Here is a 16,893-nt window from a genome sequence, read left to right as displayed (position 1 = left end):
TCGCGGTGTGTTCAACAAGACCCCACATTTTTCCGCGAGGTGACATGACGAGCGGGACATGACCCCACATTCCCACCGCGTGATCTTTACATTTCCGACACAACGTCGAAGGCGGCCGGGCTGCCCGTACTCGCCGGTCACCAAACGGAGTGTTGTCGAAATCACTTTCGCGGAGCTTCGATGAAGATCCGGCAGAAGCCGCGAATGGGACGGGAGTTGGCAGGCGGAGTGACGGCGGTCACGCGCCTGCACAGACGCTCGCGCGTGCACAGGCGTCCGCGCGCGCACCGTCGCTCGCGCACGGACGAGGAGTGGTTCACGCACGGACGAGGAGTGGTTCACGCACGGGCGAGGAGTGGTTCACGCGCGGACGCGGAGTGGTTCACGCACGGGCGAGGAGTGGTTCACGCGCGGACGCGGAGTGGTTCACGCACGGGCCAGGAGTGGTTCACGCGCGGACGCGGAGTGGTTCACGCACGGGCCAGGAGTGGTTCACGCACGGACGCGGAGTGGTTCACGCACGGGCCAGGGCGGCGCGGCGCCGGTGCCGGGCCACCCGCTCGCGGTTCCCGCAGACCTCGCTGGAGCACCAGCGGCGCCTGCGCCCCCGGGAGGTGTCGAGGTACACCAGGGGGCAGTTGTCGCCCTCGCACTCCCTGACCGCCGCCCGCGCGACCGGGTCGGTGAGCAGCTCCACCGCGTCCCGGGCGACGGCGGCGAGCAGCGCCGCGCAGCCCGGCGGCCCGGCCAACTCCCGGACCAGGTACCCGTCCTCGCCGGGCACGGCACGCGGGGCCGGGGGCGCCGCGGCGCGGGCGACGTCGTTGACGCGGGCGAGCGCGAGGCCGTACGACCGCACCCCCGGGGTGTTCGTGCCGCGCACCAACTGCCCGACGCATCCCCGTAGTTCCCGGAAGCCGGCCAGCCAGCCGGCGTCGGCGTGGGCCAGCGGGGTGCCCGGCGGGACGAGTCCGGATCCGGTGATCCAGGCCCGTAGCGGTTCGAGCCCGTCGAGCCGTTCGCCGGGATGCGTGGTCGCGAGCAGATCGAGACAGATCCGCCCGGCGTCGAAGCGCAGCTCGTGCGCGGACGCGGTCGCGGCCGTACCCAGTGCCATGTGCCTGTCACCGCCTAGGACAGGGGAACCGTTCTGTTCACAGTGCCCGGTGCGGCGGGCGGCCGGAAGTCCTCGTACCGGTGTTCCGCCGTTGGTCCTCGTACCGGTGTCCCGCCGTTCCACGGAGTTCCCGGGCGACCCCGCTGCGGGCGGGGCCGCCGGTGCCCGGCGCGCGGGCCGTCCCCGTTCGGCCCGGATACCCCGGCAGGCCTCGCCGTCCGCCGCCGCGGGCCCCGACCCTTTGTCCTGCGAACGCACAGCGAGCCGCCCCAGGGGGGACCCGCGAGGGACGGCGGTTCAGAAAGGACACGTTCATGAGCATGCGCATCCGGGTCGTCGCGGCGGCGACGGCCGTACTGCTGGGCGCCGGCGGCCTGGCCCTGGCACCGGCCGCGAGCGCCGCGGCGCCGTACCACGGCATCGACGGCGGCGGCACGGTCCTCGACGACTGGCAGGACGAGGAGAACCTCGGCGTCGACGACTACGCCACGAGCAACGCGACGGCCCTGTGGGAGACCGTCCTGTGGGCCGACGGCGCCCAGTACCAGGACGACGACGGCGACTTGCACCCGTTCGAGAAGAGCAAGATCGACGGCTCGTTCGGCCCCGAGACCGAATCGGCCACCCAGTGGTGGCAGGAGCACTTGGGCCTGTCGGACAACGACGGCGTGGTCACCGAGCAGAGCTGGACCTTCGCCCAGCAGCGGCTCACCGGCCCGGCCGCGGGCGGCGTCGTCACCTTCCACGGCACCGCGCACAACGCCACGTTGAAGCGGGTCAGCGGCAAGTACCGGGTGCGGATCAAGGGCACGGGTTCCTGGAGGATCGCGTACTACGACCAGCTGGGCTGAGCACGGCCCGAAGGCGGGCGGCCGCGGAGCCGTCCGCCCTGCGGGGCAGCGCCCACAGCAGCCCGGCGGCCAGCACCGCGGCGAGGACGGACGCGGCGACGGCGACGATCCGCCATCGCCGCTGACGTGTGGAGGACTTGGGCGGCCCGGCGGTCGCCACGGACCCCGGCGCCGCTTCACCCGTGCCTTCACCCGTGCCTGCGGCCCCGGCATCGGCCCTGGCTTCGGTCCTGGCTTCGGCCGCCGGTTCCGCCGCACCCTGCGGCCACGCCTGCTCGGCCAGCTCCCACAGCGCCAGGACCCGCGCCTGGTCGCCGCCGGCCAGCCGGCACAGCACCTGCGCGGCGGCCCGCGGCGGCAGCCGGTCACCGCTCAGATAGCGCTGCCAGGACGACTTGCTGTACGCGGTACGCCGGGCCAGTCCGGCGAGGCTGAGCCCGGTACGGCCCTTCAGGACCCGCAGTTGCTCGACCAGGTGCCGGGCCTCGCGCGGCAGCCTGGCCGGCAGGGGCTGCCAGCGTGTCATGTTCCGTCCCCGTCCCCCGTGTGCCGTGGTACCGGCGCCAGCGTGCCGCCCGCCGGCCGGGGTCCGGCAGAGCGCACGCCCGCAGAGCGGGGCACGGCCCGTCGCACGCGCGCGGCCGCACGGGGCGGCGCGGCGCGCCCGGGAAGGAACGGGCCCGAGTGGCGGGCGGCGAGCCGCGCCCTACGGCACGCTGCCGGAAGCGGCTCCACAGAACGTCGTACGCCGGACAGCCGGTCAGCCGGTCCGCTCGTCGCCGGTGGCGAAGAACCGCCGTACGTACTCCCCCGGCGGCGGCCCGCTCTCCCGCATGAGGGAGAACACCTCGGCCCCCTCGCCCGGCGTCCCGTCGATACGGAACGCCTCGGCGAACCCGGCGTACCCGACCTCGTCGAGCGCTTCGCAGTACTCGACGGTGAAACCACCCCGGGTGCGCGGTGACGGCAGGCGCCCCGGTCCATGACGGTGGACCGGGGCGCCTGCCGTGTGCCTCGGCCGGCCGCCTTCGTGCGCGTCGGCCGGCCGTCTCCGCGAGTGTCAGCAGACCGCCTTGGCGGCGTCCGTGATGAGACCGGCGACGATCCTGGGGTGACTGATCATCGCGACGTGGGAGGAGTGGGGCACCTCGACGACCTTGCGCGCGTTCGCACGGCTGTACATCCAGCGCTCGCAGGCCGGGGGGATCGCCTTGTCCTGGCCGGCGACCAGCCCCCAGACCGGGATCGTCTTCCAGGCCGCGGCCGTGGTCGGGTAGGTGAAGGAATCGGCGTCGAACGGCCGCTGCGTGGCCTGCAGCACCCCGAAGTCGGCGGCGGAGATGTCGGCGGCGAAGGCCGCCTGGCCGTCCTTGCTCAGGTACAGGTCGGTTCCGGTGGTGCCGTCGGCCTTCGTGTACGGCACCGGCACGCTCACCGGCAGGACCTCGCTGCCGGGGAACTTGCCGATGAGATCGCCCTGCGTCTCGCCCACGTCGGGCACGAACGCCGCGATGTAGACCAGCGCCTTGACGTTGCTCTTCCCGGCGGCTGCGTTCGTGATGACCGTTCCGCCCATGGAGTGCGCGACCAGCACGACCGGTCCGCTGATGGAGTCCAGCAGGCTGGCGATGTACGGGGCGTCGGTCGGAATGCCTCTCAGCGGGTTCGAGCCGCAGACCGTGGTGTAGCCCTTGGCCTGCAGCTCACCGATGGTGGCGTTCCAGCAGGACGAATCGGCGTAACCGCCGTGCACCAGCACGATCGTGGGCTTCGCCTTCGACCTCTCCTCACCGGTACCGGCCGGGGCGGCCGCGACGGCCGTTCCTTCCAAGCCGGCTGTCACCGCCGCCGCCCCGGCCAGCGCCGCTCCGGCGGCCAATACCTTGCGGCGGGAAACCTCGGTACTCATGGAACTCCTCACACAGTGGGTCAAGGGAGCGAAGGGATCTGACGGAGAGTCCGCCGCCGAACGGATGCGCGCGGGCGGCAGGGCGCCACCTGAGCGGACGTGCCGTCAGGACTTCAGTGCGGTCGGCCGATTCGGCCGCGCACGGCCGAATTTGATCGATGCGGCACGCCTTGGACACTACGAAGAGCACTTTTGCGGCGGCACCCGTCATATGACGTAGATTCCGGCGCCGACGGCCCGACGGGCGCGACGCCATCCCCTGCATGAGCCATGACCCATGGCCGATGACCCATGGCCGATGACCCATAGCCCATCACCCACGGCCCACGATCCGCGGCCCGTGACCCGCGGCCCGTGACCCGCGGCCCGTGACCCGCGGCCTGTGGCCGATGTCCCCTGGCCCGTGATCCGTGACCGACCGCGCCGGACCTGCCGGCGGACAGCGGCCGACGGCAGGCGGCCGACGGCAGGCGGCCAGGGGGCGGGGCCGGCGGCAGGCGGCCAGGGGGCGGGGCCGGCGGCTCAGGCGTCCGCGTACTTCGCGTCCGCCGCCGGGTCCAGCGCCAGCCGGTACCCCCGCTTGACGACGGTCTGGATCAGCTTCGGCGCGCCGAGCGCCGTACGCAGGCGGGCCATCGCCGTCTCCACCGCGTGTTCGTCGCGCCCGGCACCCGGCAGGGCCCGGAGCAGTTCGGCACGGGCCACCACCCAGCCCGGCCGCCGCGACAGCACCCGCAGCAGGGACATCCCGGCCGGCGGCACCGGCTTCAGATCGCCGTCGACGAGGACCGCGTGCCCCCGGATCTCGACACGGTGCCCGGCGATCGGCAACGCCCGCGCCCGCGAGGGCAGTTCCTGGCAGAGCAGCTGTACGAGGGGACCGAGCCGGAAGCGCTCCGGCTGGACGGTGTCGACGCCGAGGGCCTGCAGCGGCAGCGCCGTCACCGGCCCGACGCAGGCGGGGACGACGTCGTGGCCGAGGGCGGCGAGCAGGTCGGCGAGCAGCCCGCGGTGCTCGGCGCGCGAGATGAGGGAGGCCGCGGCGGGCGCGCTGGTGAAGGTGATCGCGTCGACCGAGCGGGAGACGACGGCGTCCAGCAGCCGGTCCACCGGGCCCAGGTCCTCCGGCGGCATCCATCGGTACACCGGCACCGGCACCACCTCCGCACCCGCCGCCCGCAGGGACTCCACGAACCCCGGCAGCGGCTCCCCGTGCAGCTGCACGGCGATCCGGCGGCCGTCCACGCCCTCCTCCAGGAGCCGGTCGAGCACCTCGGCCATGGACTCGGAGGACGGCGACCACTCCTCGGTCAGCCCGGCGGCCCGGATCGCCCCCTTGACCTTGGGCCCGCGGGCGAGCAGCTCGACGTTCCGCAGCCTTTGCAGCAGCTCCTCGCCGAAACCCCAGCCGTCCGCGGCCTCGACCCAGCCCCGGAACCCGATCGCGGTGGTCGCCACCACGATGTCCGGCGCCTGGTCGATGATCTCCTTGGTGGCGGCGAGCAGCTCTCCGTCGTCCGCGAGCGGCACGATGCGCAGGGCGGGGGCGTGCAGCACGACGGCACCGCGCCGCTGCAGCAGTGCCCCGAGCTCGTCGGCGCGGCGCGCGGCCGTGACCCCCACGGTGAACCCCGCGAGAGGGCCGTGCGGACCGGGCTCCGGCCGCTGCTGCTGTTCCTCGTCCATGACTGCTCTCCTAGCTGACCCGCATGCCGAACGAGCCTGTCAACGGTGCGTGACAGGCTCGGTTCGGGTTCATGTCACCAGTGTTACGTCACACCTCGGCGTAGCTGAGCTGCGCCTTTGCCTCGGTGGCGGTCGCGGCCCGCTGCTGCGCGGCCGGCCGGCGAAGGTATACGGCCCACGTGATGGCGAAGCAGAGGCCGTAGTAGGCCAGGAAGGCGACGAAGGCGCCGGTGCCGGACCCGTAGGACAGGAAGGACTGCCGGAAGGCGAGGTTGATACCGACGCCGCCGAGCGCGCCGACCGCGCCGATGAGGCCCATGGAGGCACCGGAGAGCCGACGCCCGTACTTGACCGCTTCCTCACCCGCCAGCCCCTTGGCGAGGGCCTTGGCCTGGAAGATGCCCGGGATCATCTTGAACGTGGAGCCGTTGCCGATTCCGGTGAGCGAGAACAGCACCACGAACGCGACGACGAACAGCGGCAGCGACTTCTGCATGCTCGCGACGACCAGGACGGCGGTGGCCGCGGCCATGGCGATGTAGTTGTAGAGGGTGATCTTCGCGCCGCCGTACTTGTCGGCGAGCCAGCCGCCCACGGGCCGGATCAGCGAGCCGAGCAGCGGGCCCATGAAGGTGAGGTACGTGGCCTGCAGCGGCGTACGGCCGAACTGGTTGGTCAGCACCTGGCCGAAAGCGAAGCTGTAGCCGATGAAGGAGCCGAACGTCCCGATGTAGAGGAGGGACATGATCCAGGTGTGGGCGTCCTTCGCGGCGTCCTTGGCGGCACCGGTGTCGTTCTTGACGTTCTCGATGTTGTCCATGAAGAGCGCGGCGAGGACCGCGGCGACGACGATGAGCGGGATGTAGATCCCCAGCAGCACCCGCGGCCCGCCGCCCGCGCCGATGACGGCGAGGGCCACCAGCTGGATCGCCGCCACACCGATGTTGCCGCCGCCCGCGTTGAGCCCGAGGGCCCACCCCTTCTTCTTCAGCGGGAAGAAGGCGTTGATGTTGGTCATGGAGGAGGCGAAGTTGCCTCCGCCGATGCCGGCGAGGAGTCCGATCCACAGGAAGGTGTCGAACGACGTCCCCGGCTTCATGACGGCGAACGCGGCAACACTGGGGATGAGCAGCAGGCTGGCCGAGATGATCGTCCAGTTCCGCCCGCCGAAGATCGCGACGGCGAAGGTGTAGGGCACGCGCACGACGGCACCGACCAGGGTCACCATCGACGTCAGCAGGAACTTGTCGGCCGGGGTCAGCCCGTACTCCGGCCCCATGAAGAGAACCAGCACGGACCACAGGGTCCAGATCGAGAACCCGATGTGCTCGGAGAGCACGGAGAAGAACAGATTGCGGCGGGCGATCTTCTCCCCGGTCTCTTTCCAGAAGGTCTCGTCCTCCGGATCCCACTCCTGGATCCAGCGACTACGGGAAGTAGGGGCTGGGGCTGTCATGACGCCTCCACGGTGCTCCGCGTGCTCGGTCTGCTACGAGTGACTAGGCCACGAAGGTAGGGAGGCGTCGTTTCCGCGCTGTGGCTGTGGGTGACCGGAAGGGAACGTTGCTCTCACCCCGGAGGGAGGGCGGGTGAGAGGTCGGAGGCGGTCGGGGGCGATCCGGGGCAGGGGCGAGCCGGGTCAGCGGGAGGGGTACGGCGGCTGCGGGGGCTGCTGGTGGTAGGGGCCGGGGGCGTAGGGGCCGGTCGGCTGCTGGGGCGGCGCGTACGGCCCGGTGGGCTGCTGGGGCGGGGCGTAGGGGCCGGGGGCGTAGGGGGCGGGGGGCTGCTGTCCGTAACCGGCGGGGGTGGGGGCGGGGGCGGCGGGGGGCTGGCCGCCGTAGGGGCCGCTCTGGCCGCCTTGACTGCCCTGGCCTCCCTGGCCGCCGTACGGGCCGTAGGGTCCGGGCTGCTGCGGGAGCTGCTGGTACTGAGGCTGCTGAAACTGGGGCTGCTGCATGGGCCCCTGTTGCATGGGCACGGGCGTACCGGGCGGCAGGTACCGCACCCGGCCGCCCTGATCCGTCACCGGCACGAACCCGGCCGCCTGGAGCCGCTGCGCGAACTTGGCGTTGCGCCCGCGCGTGACGAAGAACCCGAGCCCCATGACCGCCATGAGGAGAACCCATACGACACCGGAGACGACGAATGCGCCCGCACTCCCGCCGGCGCGCGCCGCGGCCAGCACCAGCCCGAGGGTGATGCCACCGGCGCCGAGCAGCATCCGCTTCTCGGCGTTCTTCCCGGTGAGGTCGAACTGGATCCGGGCCTTGAGGAGTTCGACGGCGTCGGGCACGAGCGGGGGCAGCGACACCCCGTCCCCGGCATTCGGGTACTGCGCCCAGTTCTGCGCGGCCCGCGCCCGCCCCTGGGGGCTGTGGTCGGGCACGATCAGGAGTTTGAGCACGTTGTTGCGGGAGCCGGTGTGCCGGGCGTCGGCGTACTCGTACCCGAACTGCTGGGCGACGAAGGCGAGCCGGGCGAGCTTCTTCACGGAGGACCAGGCATTGGTGAGCTCGACGGGCTCGCCGCTGGCCATCAACTGGAACATCTTCCGTACTTGCCGCGCGCTCACAGCATCCACTCCCCGTCGGTCGAGCAACTCGTTTGCCTTTCGCAACCTGGGAAGTTTTTCACGGGACATGCCACGAGGAGCCGGCTACCTGGCGGATTGACCGGACCTTGACCCACTCACCTCGAACCACAGCAGCTTCCCGGCACCGCGGTCCAGCGGACCACCGTCCCCGACGGGCCAACCGCCCCACGAGTCCGCGTACGCCTGCACGAGGTGCAGCCCGCGCCCGTCTTCGGCACCCAGTGGGGTGAGCGGGACGCGGTCCCGGGGCGGGGTACCGAAAGGGGCCGGGATACGCGGGTGGCTGTCCCAGACACCGACCCGCAGCCTGCCGCCGGGCAGGGCGGTCAGCCGGAGGGAGGCGGGGCCGCACGTATGCCGGTAGGCATTGGTGACCATCTCCGACGTCAACAGTTCGACGATGTCGAGGACTTCGCCCCTGCCATGGCCGCTGAGCGCCGCCCGTACGGTCATGCGTGCGACGCGTGCCGCGCGCGGATCATGGGGCAGGCGAAGGGCGTACGTCCAGGTGTCGGGCAGGGATACGGTTCCCATGGAGACCTCCAGCGAGAGAAAGGGAGGTGGAGCTGGCTCAACGGCCGCACCGGGCGGTGGCTCTGCCGTAGGGGTGCGCTTCCGGCTTATGGGCGCGGGGAGTTGGGCTACGTGTAAACACGGTAGAGCAAATGGTTAGATGCATCTAACTAAATCCATGGAAAGCATCCGCGCTTCACTCGTGTGAGGGAGTGCAGTGCCGCGTCGCGGCCAGGAAAGGGGACAGCGTGCCGCCCACCGACAGCCCTACGCTCCGACAGCGACGGCTGGGCGCCGAGCTGCGCAAACTGAGGGAGCGGGCCGGACTCACGGCCACCGGCGCCGGCAACCTCCTGGGCGTCAATCAGGCGCGCGTCAGCATGATCGAGACCGGCCGCTCCCCCATCGGCGCCGACCGGCTGCGGTCCATGGCACGTGCCTACGCCTGCTCCGACGGACAACTCGTCGACGCGCTGGTCTCGATGACAGGTCGGCGTACCCGCGGTTGGTGGGACAGCTACCGCGACCAGCTGCCGGTCGGCCTGGTCGATCTTGCCGAGTTGGAGTACCACGCGACAGCACTGCGCGTTGCCCTGGTGATCCACATCCCCGCGCTGCTCCAGACGACCGACCACGCACGGGCACTCTTCAAGGAGGCCGTACCAGCCCTGCGGCAGTACGAGATCGAGCATCGGGTCAGTCACCGGATCAAGCGACAGGAAATCCTGCACCGGGAGAGTCCCCCGCCCTACACAGCGGTGATCCACGAGTGCGCACTGCACATGGGGTACGGAGGCTCCGCCACGGTGCGTGCTCAGCTGAGGCACCTGCTGGACATGAGCGAGCTGGAACATGTGACCGTCCGGGTGATCCCGTTCGGCAAGGGCTCCTTCCCCGGTACAGGACAGTCCGTCGACTATCTGGTCGGGGCGGTACCCCAGCTCGACACCGTTCAGTTGGACACCCACCACGGGTGTGACTTCCTGGACGCCGAGGCCCAGTTGGAGAAGTACCGGCTCGTTCTCGACCGCATGGAAGAGAACGCTCTCGACCCGGCAGAATCCCTTGACCTGATCCACCGTATCGCCAAGACCATCTGAGGAAACCGTGTCCGAACTCCGTTGGCAGAAGTCCACTTACAGCCCCGACGCCTCGAACTGCGTCGAGATAGCCACCGCCCCCACGGCCGTCCACATCCGCGACTCGAAGCACCCCGCAGGCCCCCGCCTCACGGTGAGCGGCTCCGCCTGGACCCACTTCACCTCCGGCCTGGTACAGCCCCGGTCACGGTGACCGTATGGGAACGGACATCCACGGCTGGATCGAGTGCCGTACCTGGCGCGAGGGACTGCCCTACGACGAGACGGCCTGGTCCCCGGCGATCAGTCTGCCGATGCTGGGGATGCCGAGGGACTACGACGGCTTCGCCTGCCTCTTCGGTGTGCGCGACTTCGACGCCACCTGGCACCCGGTGGCGGCGAACCGAGGCCTGCCGCCGGACACCTCACCCGAGGTCCGCGAGGAACACGCCACCTGGGCGGCCTCGGCCTTCGCCGAGACCTGGCTGGCCTGGCCGGAGGCGAGGGCGATCGACTGGACGGAACCGGCAGTCCCCCGCACCACCCACATCACCCGCTACCACCGCGCCCCGGACGGCACCCTCCGCCTGGTCCACCACCACGACTGGAGCAGAGGCTTCGGCCGGGCGAGCGGCATCAACACGCTCACGACGTCCCCGGCGGACCTGGCCGGCCTCCACCCCGAAGGCACGGAGTGGACCACCGGCACCACGCTCTACCGAGCCGAGCGCGCCCGCCGCCGGGACGCGGTCCCGGAGGACGGCCCGTGGGCGCCGGTGTGGACGGTGATGGAGACCCTGGCGGGGGTGCACGGGGAGGGGAACGTACGGCTGGTGGCGTGGTTCGACGAGTGACGGCCTCCTCAAGTGGCCGTTGTCACGGTTGGCAGGCGGCACTACCGATCTCGGAAGTGATCCTGCTGATCACCCAGACACCCTTCGCGTTCTTGCTCAGCTCGGTCCGGTAGCTGACGTAACTCTTCGCTGTGACCTTGGTCTTCCGGACCTTGCCGGTCGTGAGGTATTCGACGTAGGCCTTGCCCTGGTCCTCGCAGTAGCTCAACGATGCGGTTCCGTCCTTCGCGACGGCGACCTCGGGATCGTAGAAGCGATACGCGCCGGTGATGCCGGCCTTGTGATCCACATAGTTCTGAACGAACTTCTGCGTGCCTGCCGCGGCTTCACCCTCGTAGTAATATCGATAGGCCTCGTCGAACGCGTCCTGATGAACGATCGCGAGGTCCACCGCCTTGATGGACCGCTCGCTGTCCGCCAGCACGGCATCCTTGTCCGCCTCACCGGTCCTGGGCCAGTCGAAGCGGTACGACAGATCAGACGGCATTTCGATCACCGGCCGATCCGCGGCGGCCGTGGCGGTGGGACCGGGTGAGTCCGAAGCTCCGGCTCCCGCCCCTTCCCCGGTCCCGTCCGACTCCTCACCACCACATCCGGCAAGCAGCAGCACACCTGCCACGCCCAGACCGACGGCCCTCGCTACGGCTGGCATGCCTTGTCACCCCTGTTCGAAACGATGTCGCTGGTCTGCCAGACGCCGTCGGCGTTCTTGGCGAGAGCGGTGTGGTAGAGCACGTAGGACTGCGAAGTGGTCGGGGTTCTGTCGACCTTTCCGGTCGTCCTGTTCTTGATGAAGGACTTGCTCTCGTCGGAGCAATAGGTGACGTATGCCTTGTCGGTCCCGGACAGGGTCACCTTGCGGTCGAAGAACCGGGTCTCCCCGATCCAGGTGTCCTTCTTGTTCAGGTAACCGTTGATGAAGGTGATCGAGGCGTTCAGAGCCTTGCCGGTATTGTAGAAACCGAGGGCCTTCGTGCTCGTGCTCCCCGTGAGGATCGCCTCGTCCACGGAGTTCACGCTCAGCGCGCTGTCCGCGAGAACCGCGTCCTTCGTCGCGTCTCCGGTCTTCGTGTCCTCGAAGACGTTCTTGGCGGTACCGGGAAGCGCGATCTCCGGACGTCCGGTGGCGGCGGTCCGGGAGGCGGTCGGCGGTGCGGAAGTCGGTGATGCCGAGATCGAGTTCGCCACCCCTGCACTCTTGCCACCCGCCTTCGCATCTCCGCCGCCGTCTCCGCATCCCGTGAGCAGGAATACGGCTACGGCGGCGCCGGCGGCCCCCGTGATGAGCGGGCATGGAATACGTGAGCTCAAAGCCGGCACGCGGCGCTCCCCCTCTGTGATGTCAACGTCTCGGTGATCCGGACGCCTTGCTCGTCGGTCCCGTGTCGACTGCTGTGCAGAACCGGGGCCGTCGGATCGGCGGTGGTCACTTCCAGTGCAGCGATTTGGCGACCGCCTCGAACAAATCGACCATGGCATCGGCGTACATGTCCAAGGACGTCGAGAACGTGAGCAGCAGGACCGCCCGGGTGTTCGGCACCCTGACCGCGTAGTCCACCACGGTCACCGGCAGTTGGTTGCCGGTCGGATCCTCGGCATCCGGGACCTTACGGGTGCGCCGCATCGTCGCGGGCCCGGCGAACGGGAGAACGACGTCGGTGATCTCCTGGGACCGGCCCTTCGCTTCGAGGCGGATGTCCTCCTCGGCCGGGGCCACTGTGACGAGGAGCGAGGAGGAGAGCGGTACCGGGCCGATGGAGGCCGTCGAGATGTAGAGTTCGACGCCGCCGTTCTCGTGGCCTTCTTCCGCTCGCGCAGCTACGGCCTTGATGAATTCCCGCTTGAGAAGCACGGCGTCGTCCTGGCCGTCGAAGACCCGCTCGGCCAGTGCGCGAACGGGCGCCTTCCAGCTGCCGGGTTCGAGCGGAATCCTGAACCAGCCGTCCGGAACGAGCAGACCGTAGTCGCCCGGCGGGGCGATCTCTCCGTCGGCATGGCCGTCGACGAGGACGTCTGACACTGCTCAGCCTTCCTTGATCTCGGCAAGCTCCAGGGACTCGGCCAGCGTCTGTGCCAGCTCCAACAGCGCCTCGCTGAAGACGAGATTCGTCCACGACATCCGGAGGACAAGGATGTTGTCGACCTGCGGCGGAATCACCGCGTAGGTGGCCGTCTCCATCATCGTCTTCTTTTTGAAGAGCGATCCGGTCTCGACGGAGAGGAGTTCCTGGACTCGTACACCGGGCCCGGCCGGAAGGTTCACCTCGGTCACGCCACGGCGCTCGGGAGACGTGGGGAGGACAGCCTCCAGGAGAGCAGGAAGGCGGTCCGTGGACCGGTATCCGTCGCCGTCGTAGTCGTGGACCTCGTAGACGGCGGTCAACGCCTTCGCTGCGTCGATCACATAGGCGTAGGCGAAGGTGGGATCGCCCAGATCGGCCGTGGCCGCCACCCGGGCCAGTACCGCGGCCAGTTCGCGGATCTCGCTGCGCGGGGCATCTGCGCCCAGGTGCTGCCGAGCGGCCTGCCTGGCCCACTCCCCGAACTCCACGCCCTCCCCCACGGGCAGCCTGATACTGCCCTCGGGCTCGGAGATCAGGCACTGCCATGTCACGTCGTCACTCACTCGGAATTCCTCCTGGCCGTCACGAACCCACCGTCCAAGCGGTCTTCCACTTGTTGTACGGATTGTCCCATTCCGTGAGGCCGTGGAGCTTGTCATTCCCGTCGATGGCAGTCGCCGCGGCGGTGTAACCGAGCCACCTCTGCCCGGCGGATCGCACATAGTCGGTGAACTTCACCCCGCCCATGCTTTCGAACTTGCCGAGAATCGGAACCTCGTGGAGCGCCTTGCTGGACTCGACCCACTCCGGATTACCGAAGGGCCGGGCCCCCCGCCAGGCATCCCTTCCGAAGAGCTTCCCCACGTCCTTGAAGTCCTTGAGGCCCTTCACGGCGTCCGCCGTGTCCTGGTAGATCACCTTGGGATTCAGGACGTGCTTGAACTCCCCGAGCCTCCCGAAGGCTCCCGGCAAGTCGCCCGCGAGTCTCTGCGACGCCTCTTCTGCGGCCTGGTTCGCGACCTTGGTGGCCTTGCCCTTCAGAGTGTTGGCGGCCTTCGCCGACCTGCCGGACAACGAGTTGGCCGCGAGGAAGTCCGCCCGGGCGGATCGACTCGCCGTCTGCACCCCGCGCACGCCCGCCGCGGCCGCCTTGCCCGCACTCAGCGCGGCACGGCCCAGCCCCAGCGTGAGCAGGGCCACCCCGTCCAGGACCAGGTCGGCGATGCTTGCGTCTCCCGAAAAGACCAGCACCAGGTGACAGGCGAGGGAGACCACGGTCGCGAGCAGCGCGATCGCGTCCAGTACGCCGGCCAGCGCCCAGCCGATCACCGGGATCCAGCCCACCAGCAGCGAGGCGAGGGCGCAGGCCGTAGCCACCCAGCCGGCGATGTCCGCGATGGTCTTGAGCGCTCCCTTGATGTTCTCCCAGGTGGAGTCCTTCAGTTTGTCGTGGTCGATGAGCGCTTCAAGAGCGCGGGCCGCCTTCTCCCCGGCCCGGTTGCGGGCGTTCTTGGCGTCATGGACCCGCTTGATGGCGTCGTTGACACGGCCGTCGACCTCGTCTCGCTTCGTGGTCAGGTCGTGCTTCCGCTGCTCGTAGTCGCTCGCGGCCTTGTCCAGGGCATCGAGCGACTTGTCGAGACGGTCCCGCTCCTCGCGGTCGCGCTCGGCGTCGTTACGGGCCTTGTCCGCCGCCTGCTGGGAGGACGCGAGGACGGAGGCGTACTTCTCGTCCGGCTGGTCCGTCTGTTCACCGAGAAGGTCGGCAGCCGTCTCGAAACGGTCCAGGACCTTCTTCAGCCGGCCGACGGTTCCCTCGGCCGTCTTGCGGAACTCGTCCGCGGCGTCACTCTGCCAGCCGTCCACTCCACAGAGGGCTTCGATGTTGCCCGTCTGCCTTCTGATGGCGTCGGCCACCGAGCGGAACCGCCGGCCCAGCTTCGCCACGGCCTCCGGGTCCCCGGACACGGGATCGGAGTCCAGCTCGACCGGTGACCAGTCCTTCGGTCGGGACATCATCCCCCTTGCCTCTGGGGCTTCTTCTCCTGTGTGCGGACCGCATTGGCGAGGTCGGTGTCGATCTGCTCGTAGGCCTGAGCCGCGGCCTTGGTGATGGCCGCGAGCTTGGCCAACTCCCCTTCGAGTTTCCCGCGCTTGTAGTCCCAGTTGTCAGCGAAGTCGTCGAGCCGGTCCGTGAGCTCCTCGTGACCGACGACCTCACGGCTCCAGCCGTACTTGTCCTTGTCGTCGAGCCCCTGCAACTCCTCGACGATCTTCTCGATGCCCGTGGAAACGCTCTTGAGCACATCGAGATCGTCGATCCTGGTCCTGTCACTCATGGCGCCCCCTACAACCGGAAGGCTCCGGCCGGCTCATCGCTCACCTGTTGACGGACTGGATCTCCTGCACGATGACATCCTGAGTGGCCCCGAAGGTGCCGTCATCCAGGGGCCCGCCCGGCGTTCCCGTGCCCTTCCAGCTGATGTTCCAGGTGATCGTGGCCTTGAGCGGGTACGAGCCCGTGCCCGAGGAGTGCAAGTACTTCACCCCACAGGGTGGCGTCTCACCGGCCTTCCCCTTGGCATAGGCCTCGCCGATGCTGCCGTTCTTGATCTCGCAGACGCCCGAGGCGGGATACGTCACCGCGTCCGAGGTACCCGGGTCGATCTTGAGGGAGTGCGGCGTGGCGGTGGTCGTAGCGCTGATGCCCAGCGCGGGCACGGACGCGGTGACGGAGACCGGCTTGAACTCGGCGGCGTTCAGCCACGCCCAGGTGGGAAGGTTGACCTTCGTCTTGTCCGCCGGGGCCAGGGTCACCTTCGTACCGGGAACGCGGATCTGGTTGTAGGCGAGCTGGGAGAGGATCTCCGGGGTGACCGCCTGGGGTATGTCCGCCGGTGGCTTGTCACCGGTGTCCACCCAGAAAATGGGCTTCGTGCAGTCGAGCGCGCCAGGATCTCCCTCACGCCCCGGCGTGACGTACGAGTCCCACCAGTAGCCCTTGCCGGCCTTGTCCTTGTTGAAGTCCGTGTACGGCTTCCCGTTGACGTAGCGGTCACGCTGCGTGGCATCCCACTCGTAGCCGGTCGAGTCTGCCGCCCAGATCGGTGTCAGGTAGGCCTCGAGTGCGTCGGGTGAGTATTTGGGCGCGTAATAGCAGGCCGGCGGGGTCCAGGTCGAGGTCGGCGTCACCGCGCCGGTCGATGCCCCGGAGCCGTTCTTGGAGAGGTCGTAGACGACGGCACCGGCGGTCGCGGAAAGCTCACCGTTCTTCTGATCACCGTTCACCTGGCTGTTGGTGCCATTGGTGCCAGAACCCCCGCCAGGAGTGACAGTGGCCCAGGCCGCCGCCCCGGAGGTCCACAACACAATGCCAACAAGGAATGCACATGCGGTTCCTCTGGCTACGGCTGACACTGAGCTGCCCCCCTGATGGAAATGATCTGCGATGTCTGCCAAACGCCGTCGGAGTTCCTGTCGAGCCTGGTGTTGTACGAGACGTAGCTGTCCTTGTTGACAGGCGTTTTGTTGATCTTTCCGGTCTTCTTGTTCTTGCTGAAGCCCTTGCTCTCATCACCGCAGAACGTGAGGATGGCCGATGTCTTGCTCCTGAGCGTCACCTTGCGGTCGAAGTATCGGACAACGCCGGTGATCGTGACATTTGCCTTCTTGAACTGCGCGACCCAGGACAGCGTGGCCTCAAGAGCCTTACCCGTGTTGTAGTACGCGAGTCCCTCGCCTTTGGGATCCGTGCCGGTGATAGCAGCGTCCTCCGCCCGCGCCCTTTCCGCGCCGTCCGCGAGCACGGCGTCCTTCACCGCATCACCGGTCTGGCCACCCTCAAAGGTCAACGTCACATCCGACGGCAGCGTGATCTTCGGCCGCCCCGACTCAACCGCCGAAGCCGAAGCGCTGGGGGAAGCCGAGGTCGGCGCCCCCGTGTCCGCCCCCGCGATCTTCCCGTTCGAGTCGGACTTGTCTCCACCGCCTCCGCCGCACCCGGCAAGCAGCAGTGCGGCCGTCACACCGGCGGTGGCTGTCGTGAGCAGGCGGCGGGAACGGCGGGTCACGGTGGGCTCCTGGTGGGGCGGTTGGGGTCTGCGAAGCAGCGAATACGGTATCGAGGTCCATCCGGAACGCACCAGAGCGATTTGCTGCGACCCGGCCGAACGAAACACGCACGACAGACCATAGCCGGGCAACTCACCGCTCCCATCTCAGCTTTGGT

19 protein-coding genes are annotated in these 16,893 nt (G+C 69.2%); 4 read left to right on the top strand and 15 right to left on the bottom strand.

The genetic code is table 11. The features are described from left to right. Positions 1 to 514 precede the first annotated feature (514 nt). On the bottom strand, positions 515 to 1,117 hold the full coding sequence (locus tag ACIQVL_RS42845) for a CGNR zinc finger domain-containing protein (protein ID WP_403434800.1): 603 nt from the start codon (positions 1,115 to 1,117) through the stop codon (positions 515 to 517). A gap of 314 nt (positions 1,118 to 1,431) precedes the next feature. Here ACIQVL_RS42845 and ACIQVL_RS42840 point away from each other — a divergent pair, with 314 nt between their 5' ends. Beyond that, a complete protein-coding gene (locus tag ACIQVL_RS42840; protein WP_403434801.1) occupies positions 1,432 to 1,968 on the top strand; it encodes a peptidoglycan-binding protein in 537 nt (178 codons plus the stop codon). Here ACIQVL_RS42840 and ACIQVL_RS42835 read toward each other — a convergent pair. The 6 genes from ACIQVL_RS42835 to ACIQVL_RS42810 all read right to left on the bottom strand — a co-directional run bounded on the left by ACIQVL_RS42835 (position 1,919) and on the right by ACIQVL_RS42810 (position 8,690). Continuing rightward, positions 1,919 to 2,494: a helix-turn-helix domain-containing protein gene (locus ACIQVL_RS42835; RefSeq protein ID WP_403478185.1), complete on the bottom strand. Its 576-nt coding sequence runs from the start codon at positions 2,492 to 2,494 to the stop codon at positions 1,919 to 1,921. The two genes, ACIQVL_RS42840 and ACIQVL_RS42835, sit on opposite strands and share 50 nt — an antisense overlap. Positions 2,495 to 3,028: 534 nt before the next feature. Continuing rightward, positions 3,029 to 3,877, bottom strand: a complete 849-nt coding sequence (locus tag ACIQVL_RS42830; RefSeq protein WP_403434805.1) for an alpha/beta fold hydrolase — start codon at positions 3,875 to 3,877, stop codon at positions 3,029 to 3,031. 522 nt (positions 3,878 to 4,399) lie between these two features. Further along, the gene (locus ACIQVL_RS42825; RefSeq protein ID WP_403434807.1) at positions 4,400 to 5,563 is read right to left on the bottom strand and encodes a uroporphyrinogen-III synthase; all 1,164 of its coding nucleotides are present in this window, start codon (positions 5,561 to 5,563) and stop codon (positions 4,400 to 4,402) included. A gap of 88 nt (positions 5,564 to 5,651) precedes the next feature. Next, positions 5,652 to 7,019 (bottom strand): nitrate/nitrite transporter, encoded by a 1,368-nt coding sequence (locus ACIQVL_RS42820; protein WP_403478184.1) that lies wholly within the window; start codon positions 7,017 to 7,019, stop codon positions 5,652 to 5,654. 183 nt (positions 7,020 to 7,202) lie between these two features. Beyond that, a complete protein-coding gene (locus ACIQVL_RS42815) occupies positions 7,203 to 8,135 on the bottom strand; it encodes a hypothetical protein (RefSeq protein ID WP_403478183.1) in 933 nt (310 codons plus the stop codon). 84 nt (positions 8,136 to 8,219) lie between these two features. Beyond that, positions 8,220 to 8,690 (bottom strand): ATP-binding protein, encoded by a 471-nt coding sequence (locus tag ACIQVL_RS42810; RefSeq protein WP_403434812.1) that lies wholly within the window; start codon positions 8,688 to 8,690, stop codon positions 8,220 to 8,222. A 227-nt stretch (positions 8,691 to 8,917) separates the two neighbouring features. Here ACIQVL_RS42810 and ACIQVL_RS42805 point away from each other — a divergent pair, with 227 nt between their 5' ends. Genes ACIQVL_RS42805 through ACIQVL_RS42795 form a run of 3 tightly spaced genes read left to right on the top strand, consistent with a single transcriptional unit; the run spans position 8,918 to position 10,602 of the window. After that, positions 8,918 to 9,769 carry a helix-turn-helix domain-containing protein gene (locus tag ACIQVL_RS42805; protein ID WP_403434813.1) on the top strand — a complete coding sequence of 284 codons (852 nt, stop codon included), beginning with the start codon at positions 8,918 to 8,920 and terminating at the stop codon, positions 9,767 to 9,769. Between the two features lie 7 nt (positions 9,770 to 9,776). After that, a complete protein-coding gene (locus tag ACIQVL_RS42800) occupies positions 9,777 to 9,962 on the top strand; it encodes a DUF397 domain-containing protein (RefSeq protein WP_403478182.1) in 186 nt (61 codons plus the stop codon). A 4-nt stretch (positions 9,963 to 9,966) separates the two neighbouring features. Further along, the gene (locus tag ACIQVL_RS42795) at positions 9,967 to 10,602 is read left to right on the top strand and encodes a hypothetical protein (RefSeq protein ID WP_403478181.1); all 636 of its coding nucleotides are present in this window, start codon (positions 9,967 to 9,969) and stop codon (positions 10,600 to 10,602) included. A 22-nt stretch (positions 10,603 to 10,624) separates the two neighbouring features. Here the strand turns inward: ACIQVL_RS42795 and ACIQVL_RS42790 are convergent, their stop codons facing one another. The 8 genes from ACIQVL_RS42790 to ACIQVL_RS42755 all read right to left on the bottom strand — a co-directional run bounded on the left by ACIQVL_RS42790 (position 10,625) and on the right by ACIQVL_RS42755 (position 16,735). Next, complete coding sequence (locus tag ACIQVL_RS42790) at positions 10,625 to 11,254, bottom strand: hypothetical protein (protein WP_403434818.1); 630 nt, start codon at positions 11,252 to 11,254, stop codon at positions 10,625 to 10,627. Further along, the gene (locus ACIQVL_RS42785) at positions 11,242 to 11,790 is read right to left on the bottom strand and encodes a hypothetical protein (RefSeq protein ID WP_403434820.1); all 549 of its coding nucleotides are present in this window, start codon (positions 11,788 to 11,790) and stop codon (positions 11,242 to 11,244) included. The genes ACIQVL_RS42790 and ACIQVL_RS42785 overlap by 13 nt, the downstream gene beginning before the upstream one ends. 238 nt (positions 11,791 to 12,028) lie before the next feature. Continuing rightward, positions 12,029 to 12,622 carry a hypothetical protein gene (locus ACIQVL_RS42780; protein ID WP_403434822.1) on the bottom strand — a complete coding sequence of 198 codons (594 nt, stop codon included), beginning with the start codon at positions 12,620 to 12,622 and terminating at the stop codon, positions 12,029 to 12,031. Between the two features lie 3 nt (positions 12,623 to 12,625). Then, entirely contained in the window at positions 12,626 to 13,228 is a 603-nt protein-coding gene (locus ACIQVL_RS42775) for a hypothetical protein (protein ID WP_403434823.1), read from the bottom strand. 19 nt (positions 13,229 to 13,247) lie between these two features. Continuing rightward, the gene (locus tag ACIQVL_RS42770; RefSeq protein ID WP_403478180.1) at positions 13,248 to 14,681 is read right to left on the bottom strand and encodes a putative T7SS-secreted protein; all 1,434 of its coding nucleotides are present in this window, start codon (positions 14,679 to 14,681) and stop codon (positions 13,248 to 13,250) included. Then, the gene (locus tag ACIQVL_RS42765) at positions 14,681 to 15,004 is read right to left on the bottom strand and encodes a hypothetical protein (protein ID WP_403478179.1); all 324 of its coding nucleotides are present in this window, start codon (positions 15,002 to 15,004) and stop codon (positions 14,681 to 14,683) included. The genes ACIQVL_RS42770 and ACIQVL_RS42765 overlap by 1 nt, the downstream gene beginning before the upstream one ends. A gap of 40 nt (positions 15,005 to 15,044) precedes the next feature. Then, positions 15,045 to 16,082 (bottom strand): hypothetical protein, encoded by a 1,038-nt coding sequence (locus ACIQVL_RS42760; RefSeq protein WP_403478178.1) that lies wholly within the window; start codon positions 16,080 to 16,082, stop codon positions 15,045 to 15,047. After that, complete coding sequence (locus ACIQVL_RS42755) at positions 16,070 to 16,735, bottom strand: hypothetical protein (protein WP_403434829.1); 666 nt, start codon at positions 16,733 to 16,735, stop codon at positions 16,070 to 16,072. The genes ACIQVL_RS42760 and ACIQVL_RS42755 overlap by 13 nt, the downstream gene beginning before the upstream one ends. Positions 16,736 to 16,893 lie beyond the last annotated feature (158 nt).

It is taken from the genome of Streptomyces sp. NPDC090499 (assembly GCF_044769305.1).
Lineage (GTDB): Bacteria > Actinomycetota > Actinomycetes > Streptomycetales > Streptomycetaceae > Streptomyces.
The sequence above is the reverse complement of the archived record's forward strand: the minus strand, read 5'-3'. Positions and strand labels throughout refer to the sequence as shown.

Bases quoted from the DNA above. Each gene is read 5' to 3' on its own strand.
- ACIQVL_RS42845 (WP_403434800.1), bottom strand. From the start codon at position 1,117: ATGGCACTGGGTACGGCCGCGACCGCGTCCGCGCACGAGCTGCGCTTC.
- ACIQVL_RS42840 (WP_403434801.1), top strand. From the start codon at position 1,432: ATGAGCATGCGCATCCGGGTCGTCGCGGCGGCGACGGCCGTACTGCTG.
- ACIQVL_RS42835 (WP_403478185.1), bottom strand. From the start codon at position 2,494: ATGACACGCTGGCAGCCCCTGCCGGCCAGGCTGCCGCGCGAGGCCCGG.
- ACIQVL_RS42830 (WP_403434805.1), bottom strand. From the start codon at position 3,877: ATGAGTACCGAGGTTTCCCGCCGCAAGGTATTGGCCGCCGGAGCGGCG.
- ACIQVL_RS42825 (WP_403434807.1), bottom strand. From the start codon at position 5,563: ATGGACGAGGAACAGCAGCAGCGGCCGGAGCCCGGTCCGCACGGCCCT.
- ACIQVL_RS42820 (WP_403478184.1), bottom strand. From the start codon at position 7,019: ATGACAGCCCCAGCCCCTACTTCCCGTAGTCGCTGGATCCAGGAGTGG.
- ACIQVL_RS42810 (WP_403434812.1), bottom strand. From the start codon at position 8,690: ATGGGAACCGTATCCCTGCCCGACACCTGGACGTACGCCCTTCGCCTG.
- ACIQVL_RS42795 (WP_403478181.1), top strand. From the start codon at position 9,967: ATGGGAACGGACATCCACGGCTGGATCGAGTGCCGTACCTGGCGCGAG.
- ACIQVL_RS42790 (WP_403434818.1), bottom strand. From the start codon at position 11,254: ATGCCAGCCGTAGCGAGGGCCGTCGGTCTGGGCGTGGCAGGTGTGCTG.
- ACIQVL_RS42770 (WP_403478180.1), bottom strand. From the start codon at position 14,681: ATGTCCCGACCGAAGGACTGGTCACCGGTCGAGCTGGACTCCGATCCC.
- ACIQVL_RS42765 (WP_403478179.1), bottom strand. From the start codon at position 15,004: ATGAGTGACAGGACCAGGATCGACGATCTCGATGTGCTCAAGAGCGTT.